The organism is Bacteroidales bacterium (assembly GCA_013314715.1).
In the GTDB taxonomy this organism is placed as follows: domain Bacteria; phylum Bacteroidota; class Bacteroidia; order Bacteroidales; family GWA2-32-17; genus Ch61.
Window position 1 is genome coordinate 14,095 of sequence record JABUFC010000034.1, and the last position, 23,571, is coordinate 37,665.

A 23,571-nucleotide genomic window follows, 5' to 3' on the forward strand; every position below is an offset into this window, starting at 1 on the left:
ATTATTCATATTTAATTAGAGTTCTACTAATTATGTTTTTATTAGTATTGATAAATAAATTATAAGTCCCTGGTGCTAAATTTTCCGGAATCATCAATTGTAAATATTCTAAATCGTGCAATCCTAATATAACTTTTTTATTAAAAACAACTTTCCCATTTATGTCGATGAGTTCTAGTTGAGCATCCTCAATATTTTTAGAATATAATTGTAAATTTATGATTTGTTTAAATGGGTTTGGAGCAAGTGATAATAAAACCAAGTCGTTGGAGTAATTATGGGTTAAATGTGCTACAGAAGTTTGAATAGGTAAAAAAGGTGCAAATGGCGGATTTGAATGAATAGGTAAGGCAAAAACCGAAGATTGACGAATAAAATTCTCGTTAAGTAATACATACCACGATTGGGCATTATATTCGTTTGTGCCTCCATAATTATTAATATCATCAACAAAAAACCAGTCGGCTTGAACCTTATTGGGTCGGATGTCTAAAATATAATAACCTCGATGTTCTAAATCTACCCAACGAATATGAGCATTAGAAGCATAAATAGCTGAGGCTCCAATACCACCACCAAATGAAATAGAGGGTGAGGTAATACTTGGTGATACAAATTCTACAGTGCCTACTCCTTGTCCGTTAGGACCATATTGACCAATGGTTTGATTGGGTACATCACAAGCCCACGAAGTATGAATATCACCGGTAGTAACAACCGTATTTTTTATATTCCATCCATAAAGATAATTTAAAAGACGTTGACGCTCGTATCGATAGCCATCCCATTGATCTTTATTTACTACTTGTCCGGCGATTAAAAGTGGACTAATCATTACTTGATTAACTAATATTTTCCATGTACAAGTATCGGTGTATTGCGATTTGTATAATTCGTTTGTAAGCCAATTATATTGCTTGGTTCCAAGAATAGTTTTATTAGGATCGTCTATACCAAGCCCGTTAGGGTCATCGCGACCTTCTAACCTTGTGTCGAGGCAGAATAAACGAGCAAGTTTCCCGATTTTAAATAGGCGGTGAATTTTATTGTCAGGGTTTTGCGGGTCGTTTATTTCGCGAATCGGTATCCATTCATAAAAAGCTTGTTGACCTGCGTGTTTTCTATCTATCCAATTTCCTTCATTAGTTTGATGGTTTTCAGCACCATCTTTCCAACTATTGTTAGCTGTTTCGTGATCGTCATATGTTACAATCCATGGGTATTGTTGATGAGCTAAACGCATATCGGGGTCGAGACGATAATGAGCATAACGCATACGATAATCTTCGAGTGTAATACATTCCCAGTTGGGAGATAGTTCTCTATCGGGGTGTGTTCCATAATGATTGGTTTCGTATTCGTAAATATAGTCGCCATTGTGAATAATTAGGTCAATATTGTTTTTCATGGTTAATGTATTAAGGGCGTTGTAATATCCATTATTGTAGTTAGTGCCTCCGATAAATGCTATTCGAAAATTGTCAAACGAGCTGGATTCAGCGGGTAATGTTTTAGTTCTTCCAATAATTGAGTATAAATTAAATGCTTTAAAACGATAAAAATACCATGTGTTGGGTGATAAGCCCCCTACATCAATTTTTACTGTAAAATCGCGATTAGCACGGGTCCATTTTTGTCCAAATTTTACAATTTGTGTAAAATTGGTATCCAATGCCATTTGCCATTCTACTAATATGCTATCTACTTGTCCTGATGGAGTTACGCGGGTCCATATGATTACGGCAGTATCAAGGGGGTCGCCCGATGCTACACCGTGATAAAAAGGTGCATAAGCCGGATCTAAAGAAAAACTTAAACGATTTTTAAATTTATATTCTCGATGGTTTTGCGATAACATGCAAAGTGGCAATATTATTAATATTGCAATAAATAATTTCATAATTTTTGAAATTTATGTCTGGTTATAATGTTGTTTTTCTGAATAAATAGTATATAACTGCCAGAGGGTAATGAGCTAAGGTCTATTTCGTGGTATTTTTCATTTATCGATTTTGTTTCTTTCAGTAAATGTCCCAAACCATTATACAATTGTAGGGTAGATGTGGTTGGAATATCAAATTCAATTTTAATTTTGTTTTTTGCAGGATTAGGATAAACTTTAACATCATGATCTAAATTGTTGATAGATATATCATTTGATACATTGAAGAGAATAGAATATATTTTAGTGGTTACTTGGTCGGTGGCTTTTACTAAAACTATACCCGTTCGTTGAGACATGTTACCATATAAATTTGTAGGAGGATAAATAGTTACAGTAGCTGCTGGGTCATTGGGTTGTGCAAAAATTTCGACACTTGTTGTGCCCTGAGGAAGTTCAACCGTATAATTGGTTGTTGATGGCGAAAACGATGGAGCTAAAGAACCGGGATTAACAGATAAAGAACTTAGGGTTGCATCGTTGTTCGTAGAATTTAATATTACCTCAGCGGTGTAAGTACAGGTTGAATTGTCGGCAGCAGTAACCGTATAGTTTACTGGGTTTGTAAAATCCTGAGCGACTCCCGATGCCGGACTTACACTAACACCCGTTATGGTTATCGTTGGCGTAAGAGAGGTTACATTAGTGCCCATTGGCATGTTTACAGTTATATGAAGAGTTTGTTGATTGATAACGGTATTTCCAATTTGACCAGGTATGTTAAAAGCGACAATTTCTTTTGCTGAACCAGGAGCTACTGAAAAAGTTACACTATAAGTATTTTGAGCACTTTGATCAGAAGAGGTAACGATTACCGTTGCTGTTCCATTTACCGACGTCGCTTGTGTTATTTGAACAGTGGCTTGTGGGTCTTGTGGAGTAGCCGAAACAGTTGGAACCGTTGTGGTACCATATGGTAACGTTACACTGTAATTAAAAACTTGTGCATCAAACGGAGGAGTGAGTGTTCCCTGACTTACCGTTAAGTTGGATAAAAAGGCATTAGGTTGATTGGATAAAACAAATTCAACATTGTAGTTTGCTTCATTAACACCATTTTCGGCAATAACTTTAATTTTAGTTGTACGTTCGTTTTGATTTCCTTGTAAATTTGTAGCTTGGGTAATATAAACCGTTGCCCCCTGATGTTGTGGAACTGCTGTAACGGTTGGAATAGTTGTAGTATTATAAGGTAGTTGAACGGTATAGTTAAAAGTATTGGCATTAAATGCTGGGTTTAAGCTACCATTATTAACATTTATGGAGTTTAGTAGAGCATTGCTGCTTAAATTTAAGTTATCTGTAATTTCTATAATTTGACCATTTGAAGGTGTCCAATATACCAATCCCGATGGAAGTGTGGCAGGGGGAGCATTTAGAGGAACCTGTTGAACATTTGCAGCATCGGAGGCATCGTTAAATTTTACAACTTGAATTTGAATTTTTTGCTTGGTAACCTTTATTACGCCAAAACCGGCAAATTTTCCTTGGTTTCTAGTCCAATTAAAGGCTTGATTAGCATTATAGTAAGTATATAAGTTGCGTAAAGGAGCCCCCCAACACCCTTCGCCAAAGAATACAGTGCCGGCAGTATCATTTCGAATAAAGCCATTATCGCTACCCGATGCATTCGACGGAATAACAGGCCACGTTACTTTTTGAACGTGGGTGTGTCCTTCCATTGCTAATCTCACTTTATATTGTTGAAATAAAGGTGCCCAACAGCTAATAAGTGTTGAAGTGGGTGAGTATTCGCCATGAGGTACCAAAGGAATATGATATTGAACGGCCTTCCAATAGGGGGTATTATTAGAGGTTGAATATAATTGTAAATCGTTGGTGAGCCAGTTTAATTGTGTAGCATCACAATCAATTTCAGAATTAAGATTATATATGCGAAGTAAATTGCCTCCAAAACTTAAAGCAAAATAAGCATTTACATTAGGTATATCAAAAAATTTTTCAATATCTTCCGATAATTCATGATTACCAAAAACCGGTACAATAGGAATCAATAATTTATTAGTGCCCAATGTTAATTGCCAATCGGTAAACCAGTCTTCCCAAAGGGAGTTGGTAGAGTTTGTAAGTACATAATCGCCACTAAATGCTACAAAATCGGGGCGTATTTTGGCAACTAACTGATTACCACGCTGACGACGTGGACGGCATTCGCTGGTTTCGAATTCTACAATAGGAACTCCGGTACGTGTATCGCCACCCGAAATAAATAAAATGGGAACATTAGGGTCATTCGAAAGGGTTTTGAATATCATACGTTGACTAACTCCCTGATCGTCTTTAATTACAAAGTAATAATAGGTATTGGGTTGAAGGTTGGTAATACGAGCAAAACGATTATTCATGCCACGATGGCTGATGGTTCTATCGATAGACTTTGTAAATGGATATGAGTTGTAGTTTGTTCCATAATCGGTGGTTCCATAATATACGGTAGCATTGGTACTTGTGCCATCATCGCACCAGCCTATAACAATACTAGTTGAGGGATCGTCGCGAAATGATGCACGATAATATCTGGTTCCTGCAAAAGATGTTAATATTTGAATGGCAAATAAAATACTAATAAGGGTTCTCATAATTTTTAATTTTTAAAATTTGTACTGTAATCTGAATGTAAAAACATCGTCTTTAATATCTTTTTCATATCCCGGCGAGGGCATACGTCCTAAGCGAATATCGCCGATATAAGGCTTAATTTTAGCTTTTTCGTTTACTACATGTTCGTAATAAAAGCAAGCCTTGAGATTTTTGTTTAGGGCTAAATTCAATCCAATACCATATGTCTCAAATTTAATGTCTGCGGGGCTTAAATAAGGCTTTATATAAGTCGGGTCGTTAAAGTACAAAGCTTCGTCGTAAATAATATCTTTGCCGGTAACTTGCGTATTAGGATCGTACCAATCGTATTTAAAAACAAGTTGATGTTCTGTTTTAAATAGGTTTTGTATAAAATAAATATATCCTCCATCGAAATTTCTTACAAAAGTATGATGAAACTTGTTGGTTGGACTTACAATAACAGGGTTATAGGGTTGGGGCTGATCGTACATAGGCCACGAAACACCTAATACCGGTCCACTTGGACTAAAGGAGTTCATGCCGTTATAAATTATATAAGCTTGTTCAACATCTTTGTAATTTACAGCGGCTGGTTGTATGCCCCAAATATACTCAGCCCTAATGGTTAGTCTGCCTAATGGAGAATTGAATTGTATTTCGCCATCAACTCCGTAATAGCGACGTTCAATTCCTTTGCCCATAGTGCCAGCCGATTTGGATTCGTCCATTTTGATAACAAAACCTTTTGAGGTTCTGCCAGTAGTATCTTCAATGTTTTCGAAACGATAAATATAATATTTAGTGTTTGTATTGGAAGCAATGGTATCTACGGGTTCGTAAATATGATTTATTTGACCATTGTATAATGAAAAGCCTAACTTAATAGAGGTCTCATTTTTTTGAGTTTTAAAACCTATTCTACCTATAATGTCTTTAAAATTGTTTGTTTCATAATTGGTACCATTACCATTAACCACAGCCAAAGCAGCATCAAATTTGGAGAGTATATCTTTTTTACTATCAAAACCCAATTCAAAACCAAGGTCACGTTCATTGGGGAATAATGTTTGCACAACTCTTGAACGCTCGGGCGTTTCACGAAGCGATGACGATAGACCGATTTCTTGTCCAAAAGATCTGTTAAACATACCTCCTTTTAAATAGATAGATTCTATTAAAGGCTCAAAATATTGAAAATAAACGTCTTTTATTGCAATTCCACGCTCTGTTAAATCGAATGAAAAACGTGCATGGTTTCGTTGGTTATAGTAAGTAATATTTACCCTGCCTCGTCTTATTGTAAAGCGATTATTGGTAAATCTGTTTACAAAATTACCTCCCGAAAAAGTAGCAAAACTATTGGTTGCAGCACCAACCGTATCGGGAATAAAAAAGTACTGATATTGGCTTTGAATGTATCCGTTTACTTTAGTACTGTCTTTTTTTTCTTGTGCAATTGAATGACTATAATACCACACAACTATAAGAAAAGCCAAAAAGAATGTTTTCATGATTTTTTTTCTCAAATTACTTGTTTTTCTATTATGAAATTGTTAGCAGATTATTAAGAAAATGTTAATAACCTTTTGAAAAGCAAACACTAAAAATGTGATTTATAAAAAATAATATGATTTTCGTAAAAAATTAACAATTAAAATAGCAGATATTCTTTTTTTTACCCAGATTACGCATTGAAATTCGTAAACGACAAAGTGTTTGTAATCAATTCCAATATTGGAATTCGAATAATCACTAAATCGGGGTTATCCCAACTAAATCAAGTAGTTCGACTTGTCTCGTTATTAAACAAATACCGAGACTCTTATTGATTAACTTGGGCTTAATATTGTTTTCAATTGTTATGCTCAAAAGGATGCGACTTATGAAAGTCGGGCTGGTAAAAGTCGGCACTTTCAAATTCCTGAATCCAACCTTTATTTATTCCTAGTTCTTGTGCATAGTCAACAACTTGTTGATAGGCAGCCTTGGTTAGTTTGCCTTGAAGCTCCTTTGGCAACGTTAAGTCATGAGGTGGGTAATACTGAGCCATGAGCGAAATGGCAATGCGAGGGCTAAGTTCATTGGCAATCAAGTCTAAAATGTTTAAACTGTTTTCGGTATGATGAGGTAAAACTAAATGGCGAATAATAAGACCGCGTTCTATTTCTCCATTATTATTGAGAACAAGAGTATTTCCTTTTTGATAATACATTTCTTTAATGGCAAGTATAGCTGTTTGTGTGTAATTTTTTATTTTCGAATAGCGTAATGCCAAACCATCGTCGCTGTACTTAAAGTCGGGCAAATAAACATCTATATAAGCTTCGAGCATACGCAATGTCTCAACTTTGTCGTAGGCATTAGAGTTCCATATGGTAACGGGCTTGTAGCCTAAATGCCACAGTTGTTCGATGATGTCGATAACTTGTATAGCCATGTGCGATGGCGAGACAAAACCTACAGCACGTATGCCTTTATCTAAAAAAGCGATGATTTGTTTGACCACTGCTTCGGTTGTCATTATTTCTTCTAAAGGAGAAATATGTCGGCTAATTTGATGATTTTGACAATAGACGCACGATAAATTGCAGTACGAAAAAAAAACATTGCAAATGCCATTTTTGCCGCTTATAGCTGGTTCTTCGCCACGATGAATGCAAATGGAAGCAATGTGTTGTTGAGCAGAAGCTCCACAAACACCTATTTCTCCATTGTTTCGGTTGGCTCCACATTCGTGCGGACATAAGGTGCAATGATGGTATGCTTCGTATAAAATCATAATAAAAGCAAAAATACTAAAATTACTAAATACATTTACTCTTTTAACCTATTACCATTCTCTAAAAAATTATTTTAGACTGAAAGTAAGTGAACAGAAAGTGAACAAAAATAAGAAAACAGTAAAAATTTTATTTTTATTAACATTCACTGTAAATTTAGATTTTTGATTTTTAAAAAAATAGACTAAGTTTGCACTCGAAAAGTTATGGCAAAAAAGAAAAATAAAAGTCACTGGTTTAGAATAGTAAATTCTTATATAACAACAACTTTTAGTATTACTTTATTGTTGTTTTTATTAGGGATTATAGCATTACTTTATTTAAGCAGCAGTCAAATAAGTAATTATGTGAAAGAGAATATAAGCTTTAGTGTTTTTATTAAAGAAGATGCTAAAGAAGTCGATATTCTTAAACTTCAAAAAATATTAGATGCCAAGCCCTATGTTAAGTCAACGTTTTATATTACTAAAGATATGGCTGCCGAGCAGCTAAAAAAAGACTTAGGTGAGTCGTTTTTAGAATTATTAAGTGAAAATCCGTTGCCACCCTCTATAGAAGTAAAATATAGAGCAGATTATGCTGTTCCCGATAGTATTAAAAAAATTGAAAAAGAAATAAGCCAATACCCTATTGTAGAAGAAATGTACTATCAAAAAGATTTGGTTTATATTATTTATAAAAATTTAAATACTATCAGTTTTTTTGTTTTTATAATTAGTATCTTTTTATTAGTAGTGGCAGTTGCTTTAATTAATAATACGATACGTTTGCTCATATATTCTAAACGCTTTTTAATTAAAACAATGCAATTGGTAGGAGCTACCAAAGGCTTTATTAGAGCACCTTATGTATTAAAAGCTTTTTATCAGGGTATTATTGCTTCGTTTTTGGCTATGGCTCTCATAACAGGTCTTATATATTTTCTTCAACAACAATTGAGCGATATTGTTAATTTTTACGATTTACGCCTAATGGGCATTACATATACAATTATTTTATTAGCCGGTATGATTGTAAGTCTATTGTCGTCATATTTTGCTGTTAATCGTTATTTGCGTTTAAAGACTTCTGAATTGTATTTTTAAAAACCTTAATATATGGGCAACGAAAATTATTCTGTATTTGGCAAAATGAATGTATTAATAATTGTTTTGGGACTTTTATTAATTGTTTTTGGTTTTATAGCGATGTCGGGTGGTGGTACTCACGATCCTAATGTTTTTGCTGGTGATACTTTATTCGATTTTAGACGCTTGAGCTTATCTACCATTCTAATTTTATTAGGCTTTGCATTCGAAATTGTAGGCATTCTTTATCGCCCCAAAAAAAACAATTAAAAAATGGGTTGGTTCGATGTTATTGTATTAGCCATTGTCGAAGGGTTAACCGAATTTCTGCCCATTTCGTCAACAGGGCATATGATCATTGCTCAACATCTGTTAAATGTTCCTTCGTCTGAATTTTTAAAAACTTTTATCGTTAATATTCAGTTTGGTGCTATTTTGAGTGTCGTTGTTTTGTATTATCAACGTTTTTTTAAATCGTTTAAGTTTTATTATACGCTTTTCATAGCTTTTTTACCAGCAGCTATTATAGGTTTTTTATTAGGTGATTATATAGATGCATTATTAGAAAATGTTTTCGTTGTTGCAATTGCACTGTTATTAGGTGGGTTGGTATTTTTATTTATAGATAAATGGTTCGAAAAGAATACTTATGAAAATGAACCTACTTATAAAAATGCTTTTATCATTGGCTTGTTTCAATGTATCGCTATGATCCCTGGTGTTTCGCGATCTGCAGCAACCATTATTGGTGGTTTAACACAAAAATTATCGCGTAAAACAGCGGCCGAGTTTTCATTCTTTTTGGCAGTTCCTACCATGTTTGCCGCTTCGGCGTATAAATTGCTTAAAACCTATACGTTCATTAATTCAGAGAATTTAAAATATTTACTTGTAGGCAATTTTGTTTCATTTATTGTAGCGATGTTGGCTATTAAATTTTTTATTTATTTTCTTACAAAATATGGTTTTAAATGGTTTGGATGGTATCGTATTTTGGTGGGACTTATAATTTTAGTATTATTAAAAATGGGTTATAGTCTTGCAGTAGTTTAATGAATGAACTGATAGAAAAAAGCGGGACGTTTTTAATAGATAAGCCTTATCGTTGGACTTCGTTCGATGTAGTTGCTAAAATCCGAAGTTTGTGCAAACAAACATTGGGTGAGCGACTTAAAATAGGGCATGCTGGTACACTCGATCCTTTAGCTACCGGTTTGTTAATTATTTGTGTGGGAAAAGATACCAAAACAATCGATAAACTTAGTGGTTTAGATAAAGAATACATTGCAACCATAAATATTTCAGGTAGTACATTATCGTTTGATCTGGAGAAACCAATTGATAAAAAGTTTGATTACGAAATGGTTCATTGTGATCAAATTCAACAAGTTTTGCTTTCCTTTACAGGTAAGCAAATGCAAGTGCCACCTTCGTTTTCGGCAAAATGGGTTAATGGCGATCGTGCATATCATATGGCTCGTCAAGGAATTGACCCACAACTAAAAGCTAACGAAATTAACATATACGAATTGGAATTATTACGATGTGAATTACCAGAAATTGAAATTCGAGTTAAATGTAGCAAAGGTACCTATATTCGTTCTTTGGTTAGAGATATAGGATTAAAGCTTACAGGAGGCGCTTATTTATCTGCATTGCGACGTACAGCAATAGGCCCTTATAGCGTTGATAACGCTATTAAAATTGAAGAATTTGAAGAAATATTAAAAAACATAAAAATTGGCAAATAATTTGTAACCCATTTAAATATTTTCCGTATAAAGGTTGATTAAAAATTTATCATATGAAACTATCACAATTTAAATTCAAACTTCCAGATGAGTTAATTGCATTGTATCCATCAGAAAATCGCGATGAATCGCGATTAATGGTTGTTGATAGAGCAACTGGCGAAATCCATCACAAAGTATTTAATGAAATTTTAGATTATTTTGATGAGCAAGATGTCATGGTTTTTAATAATACCAAGGTTTTTCCTGCTCGTTTATACGGTAATAAAGAAAAAACTGGAGCACGAATCGAGGTGTTTTTATTGCGTGAATTAAATCGTGAACAACGTTTATGGGATGTAATGGTAGAGCCTGCTCGAAAAATTCGTATAGGAAATAAATTATATTTTGGCGAAAACGATGAGTTAGTAGCAGAAGTTATTGACAATACAACTTCGAGAGGGCGAACATTACGCTTTTTGTTTGATGGCGATTATGAAACATTTAAGAAAACCTTATATTCTTTAGGTGAAACACCATTACCACGCTTTATTAAACGGGAAGTTGAAGAGATAGACAACGAACGATATCAAACAATTTTTGCTCAAGAAGAAGGGGCTGTTGCTGCTCCTACGGCCGGTTTACATTTTAGTAAGCACTTGCTCAAACGCTTAGAAATTAAGGGTGTACAATTAGCATACATCACTTTGCATGTTGGTTTGGGTAACTTCCGACAAATTGACGTCGAAGATTTAACCAAGCACAAAGTCGATTCTGAACAAATAAAAATTACGCCCGAAGTTTGTGAAATTGTAAATAAAGCTAAAGAAAATCGTAAACGCGTTTGTGCTGTGGGAACAACAGTTATTCGCACTCTTGAAAGCTCTGTTTCTACAAATGGAATGTTAAAGCCTTTTGAGGGATGGACCAATAAATTTATTTTCCCTCCTTATCAGTTTAATGTGCCCACTGCAATGATTACCAATTTTCATTTACCTATGTCGCAACCAGTAATGACAGCGGCTGCTTTTATTGGGTACGAAAAATTTGTAGAAGCCTACAAAATTGCTATTAAAGAAAAATATCGGTTTGGAACGTATGGCGATGCTATGCTTATAATTTAATTATTAAAGAATATTAATGAGTTTTGCCAAAAGTTGATGTTCAAATAAAATTGGCAAATGTTAGTTAGAATGCGCAATCCATAATTCAGGATTGAGTTTTATATTACCATTCCATATTTGAAGTTCAACATAGGTTTTATCTTCGTCGAGGTCGGTACTGGCAGTACCAATATTTTGTTTTGTTTTAACCTTTTGACCGGGTTGAACAAATACGTCACTCAAGTTGGCATATACTGTAAAGTAATTACCATGTTTAATAAGTACTATTTTGTTTTTACCTGGAATGGCTAATACTTTTGATACTTCGCCATCGAATATGCTCCGAACTTTGGCATTGGGTAATGTACTTATATAAACGCCATCGTTGCGAACCTTAACACCTTTTAATACAGCATGTTCATGTTCGCCATAAGACGATAAAATAACTCCACGTTCGGTTGGCCATGGTAATTTACCTCTATTGGCTTCGAATTTATCATTTAATAATTGCTCTTCGGGTGTAAGCAATAGTTCTGTGTGAGTTGATTTATTCTCATTGGTCGAAGTTGTTTTATTGGCAACGTTGGTTTCTGTTTTATTGTTTTTATTTTTAGCATTTTCTTTTGCTCTTTGTTCGGCAAGTGCTTTGGCTTTGCGTTCTGCCTCTTCGCGGGCTTTACGCATTTCTTCGGCAATAAGGCGTTTAATACTTTCTTGTAATTGCTTATCGGCTTTTTTCTGTTCGTTTAGTTTTTTTAGTAGCTCGCTTTCTTGTTTTTTCAAATTACTTAATATTTTAGTTTGTTCTTCTTTGTCTTTTGAAAGTTCGAGTTTTTCTTTTTCGGTTTCCGATTTGAGTTGTTCTTTTTGATTTTTCTTTTCTTTTAATTGTAGTAAAATGTTTTTCATTTCGGTTTTTGTGTTGATGATGTGTGTAATTTGTTTTTGTCGATATTCGCCATAGTATTGTAAATAGCGAAGACGACGATATGACTTATTAAAGTTTTCGGCCGATAGTACGAAAATGAGTTTGTCGTAAGCAGAACGTGTTTTATATGCAAAAACAATCATTTGGGCATAGGCATGTTTGAGTTGAATTAAATCTTTCTCAAGGGAGTCGAGTTTTATATTTAGTATATTGATTCGACTATCGAGGTATTGTATTTCAGATTGCATGTTATTGATGAGTTCTTCGCGAGCGCTTATTTTTTTGTTGAGTACCAGCAACTGATTCATGGAATTTTTCTTTTCTAAACGTGTTTTTTTTATGAGAGAATTGGTATATTCAATTTCTTTTTGTGTTTTTTTGCGTTTTATTTCGAGTTCTTTTCTGTCTTGGGCTTGTAATTGAATAGAAAAGAATATCGATATCAAAAAAGCTATCCAGAATTTGGATCGAGGGAGCTTATGTTCAAAAAAAATATGTATTTGATTTGTTGTCATGGCAAACGGTTATATGATTTAGGTATGTTAAATGAAAAATTTGTTTCTCCATTTACGGTAATTTTTGTGTATTCGAGTTTTACTTGGAATGTTTTTAAGGAGTCTTTTAAAATAAAATCCACTGTTTGTGGGAATAATTGATTATTTATAGGTTCAAATTGATTATAATTAATTTGAAGTTGACGGTTATCAATATAATCTAAAATTTCTATATTACTTATTTTAAATGTTTTAGGTGTTATTTTGATGTTTTCTACAATTAATTCTTTAGCATTTCGACGAATAGATCGTTTGATTTTGTGTTTGCGATGGGTTTTTAATATGTAGTTTACAGAGTCTTTATCTTTAAAAAACGTCTTTTTTATATAATCGCGTTCGTTGCTATTGGGGTTCATTTCTAAATTTTTTTCTTCATCGGTTTCAGAAAATAAAAAAAGTTGGTTGGTTAAGATGGCTTGTAAGTCTTTAAATTCTAGTTCAACTTTATAACTATTTTCAAAGAACGAATAGGGTTTAATAAAATATTCTTTTTTTAGCTTATTCAAAAAATAAATACTGTCTTGAGTGAGTAAAATACGTGCTGCCTCAATCCCAAGTGGGGCAGTGAGGCTTATCCAAATTAAGCTATCTTTTTTTATGCGGTAAACACCGTCTAAATTATGGCTTTCGTCTGAAAAATCGACCGATATTTTAAATTTTATAGAAAGAGTATCGAAGTTTAAATAATGTAGAGTTATGGAATCGATGAGTTTTCCGATGCCATAATTTTTGAATTTAACAACATTATTGCTAAAGGATGGCGTATCTTTTTTTAGCGTGCTTTGAGTTGTTTTGCAAGCGATAAAAAAGATGGTTAGTATGAGCGGTAATATTAAATAGTGTAATTTTTTCATTCAATGAGTTTTTTTTGAATTACTTTTTGTTCGAGATAAATGCTTCCTTTACCGGTTTTATATGCTTCGTTCCACATTTCGATGGCTTGTTCTATATTACCCGTTTTGTATAGTATATCGCCATAGTGCTCTATGATAAGGGCGTTATTTTTTTGAAGGAGGTAAGCTTTTTTTATGTATTCGAGTGCTTTTTCGAGTTTGTTTTGTTTATACAATACCCATGCATATGTGTCTAAAAATGTTGGATTGTTGGGTTCCAATTCAATACAAATAAGACTCATACGTTCGGCTTTATCGAGGCTATCGGAGCGAAGGGATAAATAGTAGCTATAGTTGTTGAGTACTATTTTGTTGTTTTTATCTAATTGTAATACTTTTTCCATTGCTTGGTCTGATTGTTGGTTTTTTCCCAAAGCATGTAGTATCTCACCGTGTAAGGCATAGATTTCGGTTTCTAAATCTTTGTTTTGAATAGGAAGGCTTTCGGCATAGCTAAGAGCCTCATCGGCTTCCTGAAGTTTTGAAAGTTGCTGTGCTGCAAGTGCTTTGAAATAATAAAGATTGGTTTGCTCAGGAAAATATTCTATGGCTTTATTGCTATGTAAATAAAGCGAATCCCATTGAGATTGCAAATATTCAATCATTAGCAATTGTTCCCAAATAATATAACGACTTGGGTCAAGAAGGGTAATTTGGTACAATTTATCGTATGCTTTGTTCGGATTGTTGCTTCGTAAGAGTAAATCGGCTTGAAGTGTAAGTACTTTTGCATTATTGGGATATACATGCGTCAAAATGCTCAATAAGCTATCTATTTCATGGCTTAGCATGATGTCTTTTTCGGCGTAGTTTGTGAGCGTTATAAGCATTTTAATTTTAGTGTCTATATCGATATCGGGGCTTTTGTATGCTAAGCGTAAATGATAAAAAGACTTATTAAGGTTTTGCTGAATTCTATAAAAATCGGCTAATGAAAGATTAACTAAGCCATTTAAGCTATCGATGCTAAGCATTTGCGTATATATTTGCTGTGCTTCTTCCATTTTGTTTTGCGATACATACGATTCTGCCAGCATACCTAAATAACGTATTTCGTTTGGGTTTGATTGAATAAGTTTTTTTATTTCGTTATTCGCTTTCTGGTATTCTTTGCGGTATGTATATATTTTTTCTTTCTCTAAGCATAATATTTCATCTAAGCCAAATAAATTTTCAATTTTATCAAATGTTTGAATGGCTTTATTGAGTTTACCTGTGTACATATACAAATATGCTAACTCATACCAAAAATCTATTCGGGTGGGGTCTTTTTGTATAAGTTTTTTATAAATTTTATTGGCTTTCGAAAACTGACGGTTTTGTTTGTATAAAACTCCCATCAAAGCCTGATACCAAAGATTATTGGGCGAAAGTGCAATGGCTTTTTGAGCATAAGTAATAGCTTTCTCTAAATTGTTTTGTTGAATATAATAGGAAGCTAATTCATAATAAGCAACTGCACTATTGGGATTGAGTTCGATACACTTTTCGTAAAGCGAACGAACAACCTCGAAATTGCCAAGTATTTTTTGGCGATTAGCTTCGATGAGGGTATGAGTATATTCAGGGTTATAAATGACACTTTTTTTCTTTTGAGAATAAACAAAGGGAGCATTTAATAAGAATAAAAGAGTTAATATGGTTAAAGTTTGATGTTTCATTGGTTTATAGGGTAAGTGTGTTGTAATCGCCAACGTTTAAGTCTTTAAATTTACCAATGATATCGCTGTTGTTTCCAACAATAGAATGTTGAATGAGCAAATTTTCTACATGGGAGTAGCGTTGAATAATAGATTCTTTGATAATACAATTTTTTATATGCGTATGCTTACCAATAGAAACATGAGGACCAACGACAGAGTTTTCGACAATAGCATCAATGCCAATAAAGCAGGGTGGAATTATGATAGAATTAATAATTTTGGCAGTTGGCATAATAAGCTCATTGGGATTGCTAAGTTCAAGTATGCGTTTGGTTGTTTGTAAAGTAGCTTCTTTGTTTCCGCAGTCAAACCATTCGTCAATGGTTGAGGCTTTGAGTATGAGACCTTTGTTTTTCATGTTTTGCAATGCGTCGGTGAGTTGGTATTCGCCTTTTACTTTTATGTCATTGTCGATTAAGAATTGTAATTCTTGTCGTAGTTGTTCGCCGTTTTTAAAGTAATATATTCCAATAATGGCCAGATTGCTAATAGGTGTTTGAGGTTTTTCGATAAAGTCGGTAATAATACCTTCGTTGTTTAATTTTACAACGCCAAATTGCGAAGGATTTTCGACTTCTTTTACCCAAATTAAGGCATCGGCATGATTGCCTTGTATGGATGATGTTCTAAACAAGGTATCGGCAAAGGCAACCACAACTTCACCTTGTAACGAAGGGGCAGCACATAATACTGCATGAGCCGTTCCCAAGGGTTCGTTTTGATAATAGATACTACCTTGAGTGCCCATGTCGCTGGCAATTTGTAGTAGTGAGCTTTCAACGTCTTTACCAAAATCGCCAATAATAAAAGCTATTTCGTCTATGGGTTTTTGAATGGTCGTTTTTAAGTCTTCGACTAATCGCTGAACAATCGACTTTCCCGCAATGGGTATTAAAGGTTTTGGTATAGTAAGCGTGTGTGGACGCATACGTTTACCCATACCGGCCATTGGTATTATTATTCTCATACTATTTTATTTTCTTCCTGTATGTCCAAAACCACCTTCGCCACGAACCGTTTCTTGCAAAAATTCTACATTTTGCCATTGAATGGTTTCGTGTTTTGAAATAATCATTTGACAAATACGGTCGCCATCGTTAACTACAAATTCTTCGTTTGAAAGGTTTATCAAAATTACGCCTATTTCGCCTCGATAGTCTGCATCGATAGTGCCAGGTGTGTTTAGTACGGTAATTCCTTTTTTTAATGCTAAACCGCTACGTGGTCGAATTTGTGCTTCAAAACCCTCGGGTAGTTCTATAAACAAACCTGTAGGAATTAATGCACGTTCGAGAGGTTTTAATATTATAGATTTGTCAATATTCGCTCTAAGATCCATCCCCGCCGATAAAGAAGTGCTGTATTCGGGATTGGGGTGTTTTGATTTATTTACAATTTTTATTTGTATCATAAATTGTTATTTTTTTTAAGCAAAGTTATGAAATATTAAGTAAAGTAAAAAATGAAAGCAAATAGTATGATTGTAATTAGATGGTAATAGAGAGCATATTTATAGCCCAAAAACTCGATTTTGGTGAGTTTTTAAGTTATATGAGCATTTGTTATATTGTGTATATTTTTAAATGCTCATTATTCGTAAGCTACAAAGATTATTTGTTGTGTTTTTTTATTGCGATATTTATCGCACAGGGTTCCATCTATTATGACAGAATCTTCTAATAATTCCCATTTAGTTGTGTCTTTAACTAATTCTTCTATTTTAACTCCTTTTTTATTTTGTGCAAAAGAGTCGTTTGATACTTTTGATTCTGTTGTCTTTTCAACATTGTTTGTTTGGTTGCATGCCATCAAAAAAACAAATAATCCAAATAAAATAGTTTTCATCGTTCTTTACTTAATTAAATTAAACATAAAATTATTTAGCCTCAAAGTTATAAAATTTCAACAATCGTTCTATAAGCAAATCTAAGTTATCGGGCATATATATCGTATCGGAGACGATTTTGTTGTTCTTGACTAAAACAAGGCGGGGATTGAAATATTTATAAGGATGATAAGCATTATACGCATTGGGGTTATCTATACTAAATTTAGGGATTTTTTGTTTATTTAATTGATTTTTATACAATTCAAATTTTTTAGTAATGTAAACTAAATATAAGGGACATTCCTTTTTAAGTAACAAAAAATTGTTTAATGATAAGAATTTTAAGAAATATTCGTTGCACGATGAACATCCATATTCATGTAGTATTAACGCGGCAAAGGACGGTTGAATATTTTCAATTTTATGTTTAAAATAATTTTGTATATTCTGCTGCTTTTTATTTGTGTTTTGAGTTGCATTACATGTTTCTATTTTATTTATGGGTTTAGGCATTTTGCTTAATTTACGATTAAATTCTTTTAAATTAAATTTTTTTTCTATAGGACAAAGTTGTTTGACTATAAACGAATCATTTTCTATTTCAGCATTAAAGTATATATCGTGTGCTTGAAAACGAAAAAATTTATTTTCGTCTATAAATTCTTCGCCTATATAATTATATTTATCATCGTATGTAACGATAGAATAAAAAAATTCATCATTTATTCTTCGTGAAATATAGCGAATATATTTATTTAATGATTTAATATAAAAGATTCTTCCATAAATAAAAGAATTATACTCTGGAGTAGCATTTTTATCGAAAACAGAAGACGCATCGATCCATTTACATGCAAAATTGATATTTTGTTTTTCATCGGTTTCAGGGTTAATTTTATAAACAATAGGACTAAAAGAAAAACTAAGCCATATTTCATTTTTTTCTGGAATTAAAGAAAGAGATGTTTTAGTAATGTTTTCAGGATAATTAAAGACTTTTATTTTTTTTTCTACTGGATATGAAATGTCATTGTAAACAATAGTTTTTTTCTTATTAAAATCGTAATATCCTAAAACAGGAGTAGTTGGTTCAGATAAAAACTTATTATGATCGATATTTAAAACAAAGTATACTTTTGAATTTATACATGGATTTTCTGAAATAAAATATGGGAAAAGCTGATTAAAATATGTTTGCTCATCTAAATGAGACAAATTGAAATATGATGAACTTATTATATTCTTGTGGTTTAAACCGAATGAATATTTAATTTTACCATTAATATCAATTACAATAATGGCAGTGTCATAATAATATTTATCAACTCCCGAAGAAAAAATTAAAATAGAATCTTTATTAATATAATTAAAGCCATCAAAATTGAATGAATGATTGAGCGGAATTTTATTTATTAAGTTCTTCGATTTCAAGTCAAATAAATATAACGTATCTATTTCGTAAAATTTTACAAGTAATTGCTGATTATTTTCTATAAATTTTACCGAGTAAGGATAAGTGTTTAAATACTGTGATGAATTTATGACTCCTCTGGGTAATGGCAAAGACCAACGCTTAATTTGTTTAAAATTAACAATGGTTTGATTTGGATTAAAATTACATTCTGATAAAATAATAATTAAGAACAAAAGCAAAAATGCTTTTGTTCTTAATTTATTTGAAGTAAAATTAATCATAATTAATTAGCAGTTGACGCACCGACTTTGATTATTAAAACATGATCACTTCCAATAATTGCTTTATAGCAAGTATGACCAGGTGCTTTACAATCTAAGTGCTGAAATTGATCGATATAATACGGAGTTTTGTCATAAGTTATTTGTTTGGAATCCTCTTTGCCTTCATAAACAATTTGACCGGTAATTTGGTTTTGATATTCATCACAAACAGTTCCTTCAACAATAATTGAACTTTTTGTTAATACCCAGTCGCTTGTTTTCCACGAATGACCTTGTTGGTTTGTTTCTTTTTTCATTTCTTCTTTTTTGCAGGCAGTCGTCATAATTCCTCCTGCCAAAAGTAATAAAAATAATTTTTCATAAGCGTTAAATTTTTAAATTAAACATTTTTTTGCGTTTTAATGAGCTCAATTAAAACATAACAAATTTCATAAAAAAAAAACAAAAACAATGACATTTGTCATGTTTTGAAAATTATTAGTAAATGTAACATTTTTTATGTAAAAGTATGTAGTTTGTTAGTAAATATTGTTTTGAATTTAGTGAATAGTTTTTGCCATTATGGTTTACTATTTTTCTTCTACATCGAAGTTATAAAATTTCAACAATCGTTCTATAAGCAAATTTAAATTATCGGGCATATAAATAGTGTCGGAGACGATTTTGTTGTTCTTGACTAAAACAAGGCGGGGGTTGTTTTCTTGAAAAGGATTAAAATATTTGTAAATGTTTTGTGATTGTTTTAAAATGCGATTATTGTCTATTAAACTGTAATTATTCAAAAAAAGTTTTATTTCTTGTTCATTTTTATATACATAGGTCAAATAAAAAGGTGTTTTTTTTATATTAAAAAATACAGATTGATTTATTGATATATTTTTAGCAATGTAATCATTACATGAATGACAAGCGTTTGATGATATTATTAATAATGCAAAAGAACTGTCGTTAATTCCAATATTTCGAAAATATTTAAAATAATCATTTTCCGTTTTATTTTCACTTTTTATTTTATTTCCCATTATTTTACAATACTGTTCTTCATGTAGCTTTTTTGTAGCCCTTTTTATTGAATCAAGTTGAGTTTTCAATAATGTTTTATTCATTTTCGTAAATTCAAAATTAAAGAATTTAATATGTAATGAATCGTTTTCAATGGTGGCATTATAAAACATATTTTGATAAAAACCATGTATGGCAAAATCAGTAGCATAAATTGCTTCTCCTTTATAATTAAAATTTGTATCTGCAAATATTATTAATGCTTGATTATTATAATCATCGCCTAAAACTGCATATCTAAAATATAATTGGTGGTTAGGAGCATAATATATACCTAAATAATACGGGTCTTCTTTATCAGATTTGCTAATAGGTGATTTATAAGCATTTATCGTATCGATAAATTGAGAGGCTAATTTATAACTATTATTATGACCTTTTATGTCCCATTCGTAAACGAAAGGAGTATATCTAAAGCTTATTAATAAATTATTTCTATGATTAATACTTCCATCTACGAAATAATATTCTGCACTAGTATTGTAGGGATAAAATACAGAATCGTTAATATAAGGATAAAATAAATCTTGATTAAAAACAATTTTTTTGTTTGTAATATCATAATATCCTGCTATTGGAAGTTTATTATATTTTGTTTTCTTTCCGTTTAAAGTGTTTATAGAAGTGAAAAATAGTTTTTGTTTACATAATAATTTATTTAAATAACCATTGTTGTAAAGAAAAAGGACTGAATCTAAAATAGATGTATTAATATTATTTGTCAATAAACTCGGATTTTTTTTTATTGATAAGATATTAGGATGATAAAAACCATAATATTGCAATACTTCTCCATTAAAATTAATCAATGCTAAAGCCGAATCGTAATTATAATAATTAGACGAATGAAAGAATACCCATAAAGAATCGTTTCCATTAAATTGAAAGTTTTCGATTTTTAATGCAAGCTTTATTTTTCGTAAAATATTTTTGGTTTTCAAATCATAGATATATATCAAATTATCTTGAGGATAAAACTTTACCAAGGCATAAACTTTATCTTCAATGTTTATAATTTTTACTGTACAATCAATGATGCCCTTACTGGGTAAAGGTAGTTTTATTATATTTTTAGTAACAATATTTTTTATAGTAATTAAATTAACACTTTCTTTGCATGCAAAAAGTAAAATTATTGAAAGGATAAGTATAATTGGATTAAATAATAATTTACGAAACATATACTTTTATTTAAAAACTATGAGCTGCAATACTTACAGCTCATAATCAAATTATCTTGTGTTATCTTTTAACAAAATGACAGGTTCGCCATCAATTGTAACGTTTTTACACTCATTACCTGCATCAGAACAGTATGCTGGATGTGTTAACGATTTTTCATGAAAGTCCTGATCAAAGTTGATTGCTTTTGAGCAAAGTATTACTTCGTAAAGCTTTTGTCTGGTTTTTATGTCAGTATATTCATTGCAAATAGAACCGTTGATTTGAACATTTGATTTTGTCAATATCCAGTCGCTAGTTTTCCACGAATGACCTTGTAGGTTGGTTTCTTTTTTCATTTCTTCTTTTTTGCAGGCAGTTGTCATAATTCCTCCTGCCAAAAGTAATAAAAATAATTTTTCATAAGCGTTAAATTTTTAAATTAAACATTTTTTTGCGTTTTAATGAGCTCAATTAAAACATAACAAATTTCATAAAAAAAAAACAAAAACAATGACATTTGTCATGTTTTGAAAATTATTAGTAAATGTAACATTTTTTATGTAAAAGTATGTAGTTTGTTAGTAAATATTGTTTTGAATTTAGTGAATAGTTTTTGCCATTATGGTTTACTATTTTTCTTCTACATCGAAGTTATAAAATTTCAACAATCGTTCTATAAGCAAATTTAAATTATCGGGCATATAAATAGTGTCGGAGACGATTTTGTTGTTCTTGACTAAAACAAGGCGGGGGTTGAAATATAGATATGGATGGAAACGGCTATATAGTTGTGAAGTATCAAATTTTATTCTTTTTTGAGTATTATTATTAATGATATTTTCATTGGCTGAAATTATAGAATTAATGTTTGAATTTTCATTAATAAATATTAAATAAAAAGGAGAATTATTTATTTTAAATAAAACGTTTTTATTTATAGTTATAAATCTTAATATGTTCTTATTACACGAACCACAACCATAATTATTTATAAATATAACAGAAAATGAAGAATCTAAGATATTAAACTTATTTTTTAAATATTCTCTAATATTTTTTGAATCATTAATAACATTTTGCTTATTTATTTTACAATATTCATTTTCAGTATGATTTTTTATGTTTTTTAATGTATCTAAAATATTTGAAACATTTTTCTTTTTAAAAATAAAATTAGCATTTATAAGTGTTAATATTTGATTTTTTTCTGAAAATAAATTAAAACGACCATTTGTTTTTAAATCATCGCAATAATAATTATTTATTAAACTTTCTCCCATGTAATTGCCATATTTATCCGCATAAACATATAATAGTAAATTATTATATGATTTTGAAAAACGAACAACACGAAAAAACATTTCGCTTTTGGGCGAATACCAAACTTCACCATACATGGGTAAATCTGAATTTACTTCTACAGGATGAGTTTCTGATGGAATTGTATCTATAAATTGACATTTCAATTTCTTTAATTTTAAATTATTTGATTCAATATCCCATATATAGTAAAAAGGTGTATATCTAAAGCTAACAATTGCCATGTTTTTTCTGAAATATCGTAGTCCTATAAAATAATAATCAAAATTTCCATTTGGATAATAGGTATTTTGAGTTAAAAATGGATATGTACAATTATTGTTTAATATGATTTTATTTTTTTTTAAGTCAAGATAACCTATAACAGGCTTTTTTAAAATTTTGTTTTTGTCAATAGGAGATAGAGTAAATAATATTTTATTATTTATAATAATAAAGTCGTTAATTATTGGATATGCCCATTTAATACTATCAAATAATGGGAATTTTTGCTTTATTTTACCAGTTTTATTTAATAGAAATAAACATCCTTGATTATAATTATAGTCACCATAAATCCAGATACTATCATCATTTATATATTTAAAACTATTTATATAAAATTCATTAAATTTTAATGTGTCTATTGCATTATCATTTTTTAAACTATATATTATTATGTTGTTATTATCTGGATAATAAGTTATTAATATGCTATCTCCATATGCTTGAACACAAATTGAGTTTACACCACTGAATTTAATGTTATGTTTTTCATTAATAATTATATCATCAATTATTAAAATGCTATTTTTATTATTTGTAATATGATTACACCCACAAACAATTATTAAAAAAATTATTATTATTTTCTTCTTCATATTAAGAAATAAAATTAGAGAGGCTGATAGAAAAAATATCAGCCTCGAGAAAATATTAATTAGTTGAAGCTCCATCTTTTATGAGATATGCACGTGCACCATCTATATTAACAATTTTACAATTATTTCCACTTGATGGACAACTTATTTTTCCAAATGGGTCTGTAGTTACTGCTTTATCATAAACAATTTCTTTATTGTTAATTTTGCCTTCATAAACAATTTGACTGGTAATTTGGTTTTGATATTCATCACAAACAGTTCCTTCAACAATAATTGAACTTTTTGTTAATACCCAGTCGCTTGTTTTCCACGAATGACCTTGTTGGTTTGTTTCTTTTTTCATTTCTTCTTTT

21 protein-coding genes are annotated in these 23,571 nt (G+C 31.2%); 5 read left to right on the top strand and 16 right to left on the bottom strand.

What is annotated here, in order from left to right; translation table 11 throughout:
• Nucleotide 1 precedes the first annotated feature (1 nt).
• From HPY79_08805 to HPY79_08820, 4 genes are all read right to left on the bottom strand, one after another.
• The gene (locus tag HPY79_08805; GenBank protein ID NSW45896.1) at nt 2-1,900 is read right to left on the bottom strand and encodes an alkaline phosphatase D family protein; all 1,899 of its coding nucleotides are present in this window, start codon (nt 1,898-1,900) and stop codon (nt 2-4) included.
• Complete coding sequence (locus tag HPY79_08810) at nt 1,897-4,542, bottom strand: cadherin-like beta sandwich domain-containing protein (GenBank protein ID NSW45897.1); 2,646 nt, start codon at nt 4,540-4,542, stop codon at nt 1,897-1,899. Before HPY79_08810 ends, HPY79_08805 begins: the two co-directional genes overlap by 4 nt.
• A 12-nt stretch (nt 4,543-4,554) precedes the next feature.
• Nucleotides 4,555-6,036 carry a hypothetical protein gene (locus HPY79_08815; protein NSW45898.1) on the bottom strand — a complete coding sequence of 494 codons (1,482 nt, stop codon included), beginning with the start codon at nt 6,034-6,036 and terminating at the stop codon, nt 4,555-4,557.
• A gap of 341 nt (nt 6,037-6,377) precedes the next feature.
• Complete coding sequence (locus tag HPY79_08820) at nt 6,378-7,304, bottom strand: radical SAM protein (GenBank protein NSW45899.1); 927 nt, start codon at nt 7,302-7,304, stop codon at nt 6,378-6,380.
• A 207-nt stretch (nt 7,305-7,511) separates the two neighbouring features.
• Between HPY79_08820 and HPY79_08825 the strand changes: the two genes are divergently transcribed.
• From HPY79_08825 to queA, 5 genes are read left to right on the top strand one after another with little or no spacing between them, the layout of a single operon-like run.
• On the top strand, nt 7,512-8,390 hold the full coding sequence (locus tag HPY79_08825) for an ABC transporter permease (protein ID NSW45900.1): 879 nt from the start codon (nt 7,512-7,514) through the stop codon (nt 8,388-8,390).
• 12 nt (nt 8,391-8,402) lie between these two features.
• Nucleotides 8,403-8,642 (top strand): DUF3098 domain-containing protein, encoded by a 240-nt coding sequence (locus HPY79_08830; protein ID NSW45901.1) that lies wholly within the window; start codon nt 8,403-8,405, stop codon nt 8,640-8,642.
• Nucleotides 8,643-8,645: 3 nt separating this feature from the next.
• Nucleotides 8,646-9,425, top strand: a complete 780-nt coding sequence (locus HPY79_08835) for an undecaprenyl-diphosphate phosphatase (protein ID NSW45902.1) — start codon at nt 8,646-8,648, stop codon at nt 9,423-9,425.
• Nucleotides 9,425-10,123, top strand: coding sequence for a tRNA pseudouridine(55) synthase TruB (gene truB / locus HPY79_08840; protein NSW45903.1), 699 nt, complete (start codon nt 9,425-9,427; stop codon nt 10,121-10,123). Before HPY79_08835 ends, truB begins: the two co-directional genes overlap by 1 nt.
• Nucleotides 10,124-10,176: 53 nt before the next feature.
• Nucleotides 10,177-11,226, top strand: a complete 1,050-nt coding sequence (queA, locus tag HPY79_08845) for a tRNA preQ1(34) S-adenosylmethionine ribosyltransferase-isomerase QueA (protein ID NSW45904.1) — start codon at nt 10,177-10,179, stop codon at nt 11,224-11,226.
• Between the two features lie 60 nt (nt 11,227-11,286).
• Here queA and HPY79_08850 read toward each other — a convergent pair whose 3' ends face one another.
• The 12 genes from HPY79_08850 to HPY79_08905 all read right to left on the bottom strand — a co-directional run bounded on the left by HPY79_08850 (nt 11,287) and on the right by HPY79_08905 (nt 23,561).
• Nucleotides 11,287-12,579 carry a peptidoglycan DD-metalloendopeptidase family protein gene (locus HPY79_08850; protein ID NSW45905.1) on the bottom strand — a complete coding sequence of 431 codons (1,293 nt, stop codon included), beginning with the start codon at nt 12,577-12,579 and terminating at the stop codon, nt 11,287-11,289.
• 65 nt (nt 12,580-12,644) lie between these two features.
• Nucleotides 12,645-13,541, bottom strand: coding sequence for a DUF4292 domain-containing protein (locus HPY79_08855; GenBank protein NSW45906.1), 897 nt, complete (start codon nt 13,539-13,541; stop codon nt 12,645-12,647).
• The gene (locus HPY79_08860) at nt 13,538-15,241 is read right to left on the bottom strand and encodes a tetratricopeptide repeat protein (GenBank protein NSW45907.1); all 1,704 of its coding nucleotides are present in this window, start codon (nt 15,239-15,241) and stop codon (nt 13,538-13,540) included. The genes HPY79_08855 and HPY79_08860 overlap by 4 nt, the downstream gene beginning before the upstream one ends.
• A gap of 4 nt (nt 15,242-15,245) precedes the next feature.
• Entirely contained in the window at nt 15,246-16,250 is a 1,005-nt protein-coding gene (locus HPY79_08865) for a nucleotidyltransferase (protein NSW45908.1), read from the bottom strand.
• A 6-nt stretch (nt 16,251-16,256) separates the two neighbouring features.
• A complete protein-coding gene (gene dut / locus HPY79_08870; protein NSW45909.1) occupies nt 16,257-16,691 on the bottom strand; it encodes a dUTP diphosphatase in 435 nt (144 codons plus the stop codon).
• 182 nt (nt 16,692-16,873) lie between these two features.
• Nucleotides 16,874-17,128, bottom strand: a complete 255-nt coding sequence (locus HPY79_08875) for a hypothetical protein (protein ID NSW45910.1) — start codon at nt 17,126-17,128, stop codon at nt 16,874-16,876.
• A 31-nt stretch (nt 17,129-17,159) separates the two neighbouring features.
• Nucleotides 17,160-18,806, bottom strand: a complete 1,647-nt coding sequence (locus HPY79_08880) for a hypothetical protein (GenBank protein ID NSW45911.1) — start codon at nt 18,804-18,806, stop codon at nt 17,160-17,162.
• 2 nt (nt 18,807-18,808) lie between these two features.
• Nucleotides 18,809-19,147, bottom strand: a complete 339-nt coding sequence (locus HPY79_08885; GenBank protein NSW45912.1) for a hypothetical protein — start codon at nt 19,145-19,147, stop codon at nt 18,809-18,811.
• Nucleotides 19,148-19,378: 231 nt separating this feature from the next.
• Nucleotides 19,379-21,052, bottom strand: a complete 1,674-nt coding sequence (locus HPY79_08890; GenBank protein NSW45913.1) for a hypothetical protein — start codon at nt 21,050-21,052, stop codon at nt 19,379-19,381.
• A 51-nt stretch (nt 21,053-21,103) separates the two neighbouring features.
• The gene (locus HPY79_08895; GenBank protein ID NSW45914.1) at nt 21,104-21,433 is read right to left on the bottom strand and encodes a hypothetical protein; all 330 of its coding nucleotides are present in this window, start codon (nt 21,431-21,433) and stop codon (nt 21,104-21,106) included.
• Between the two features lie 231 nt (nt 21,434-21,664).
• Nucleotides 21,665-23,215, bottom strand: a complete 1,551-nt coding sequence (locus HPY79_08900; protein NSW45915.1) for a hypothetical protein — start codon at nt 23,213-23,215, stop codon at nt 21,665-21,667.
• 55 nt (nt 23,216-23,270) lie between these two features.
• Nucleotides 23,271-23,561, bottom strand: coding sequence for a hypothetical protein (locus HPY79_08905; GenBank protein ID NSW45916.1), 291 nt, complete (start codon nt 23,559-23,561; stop codon nt 23,271-23,273).
• Nucleotides 23,562-23,571 lie beyond the last annotated feature (10 nt).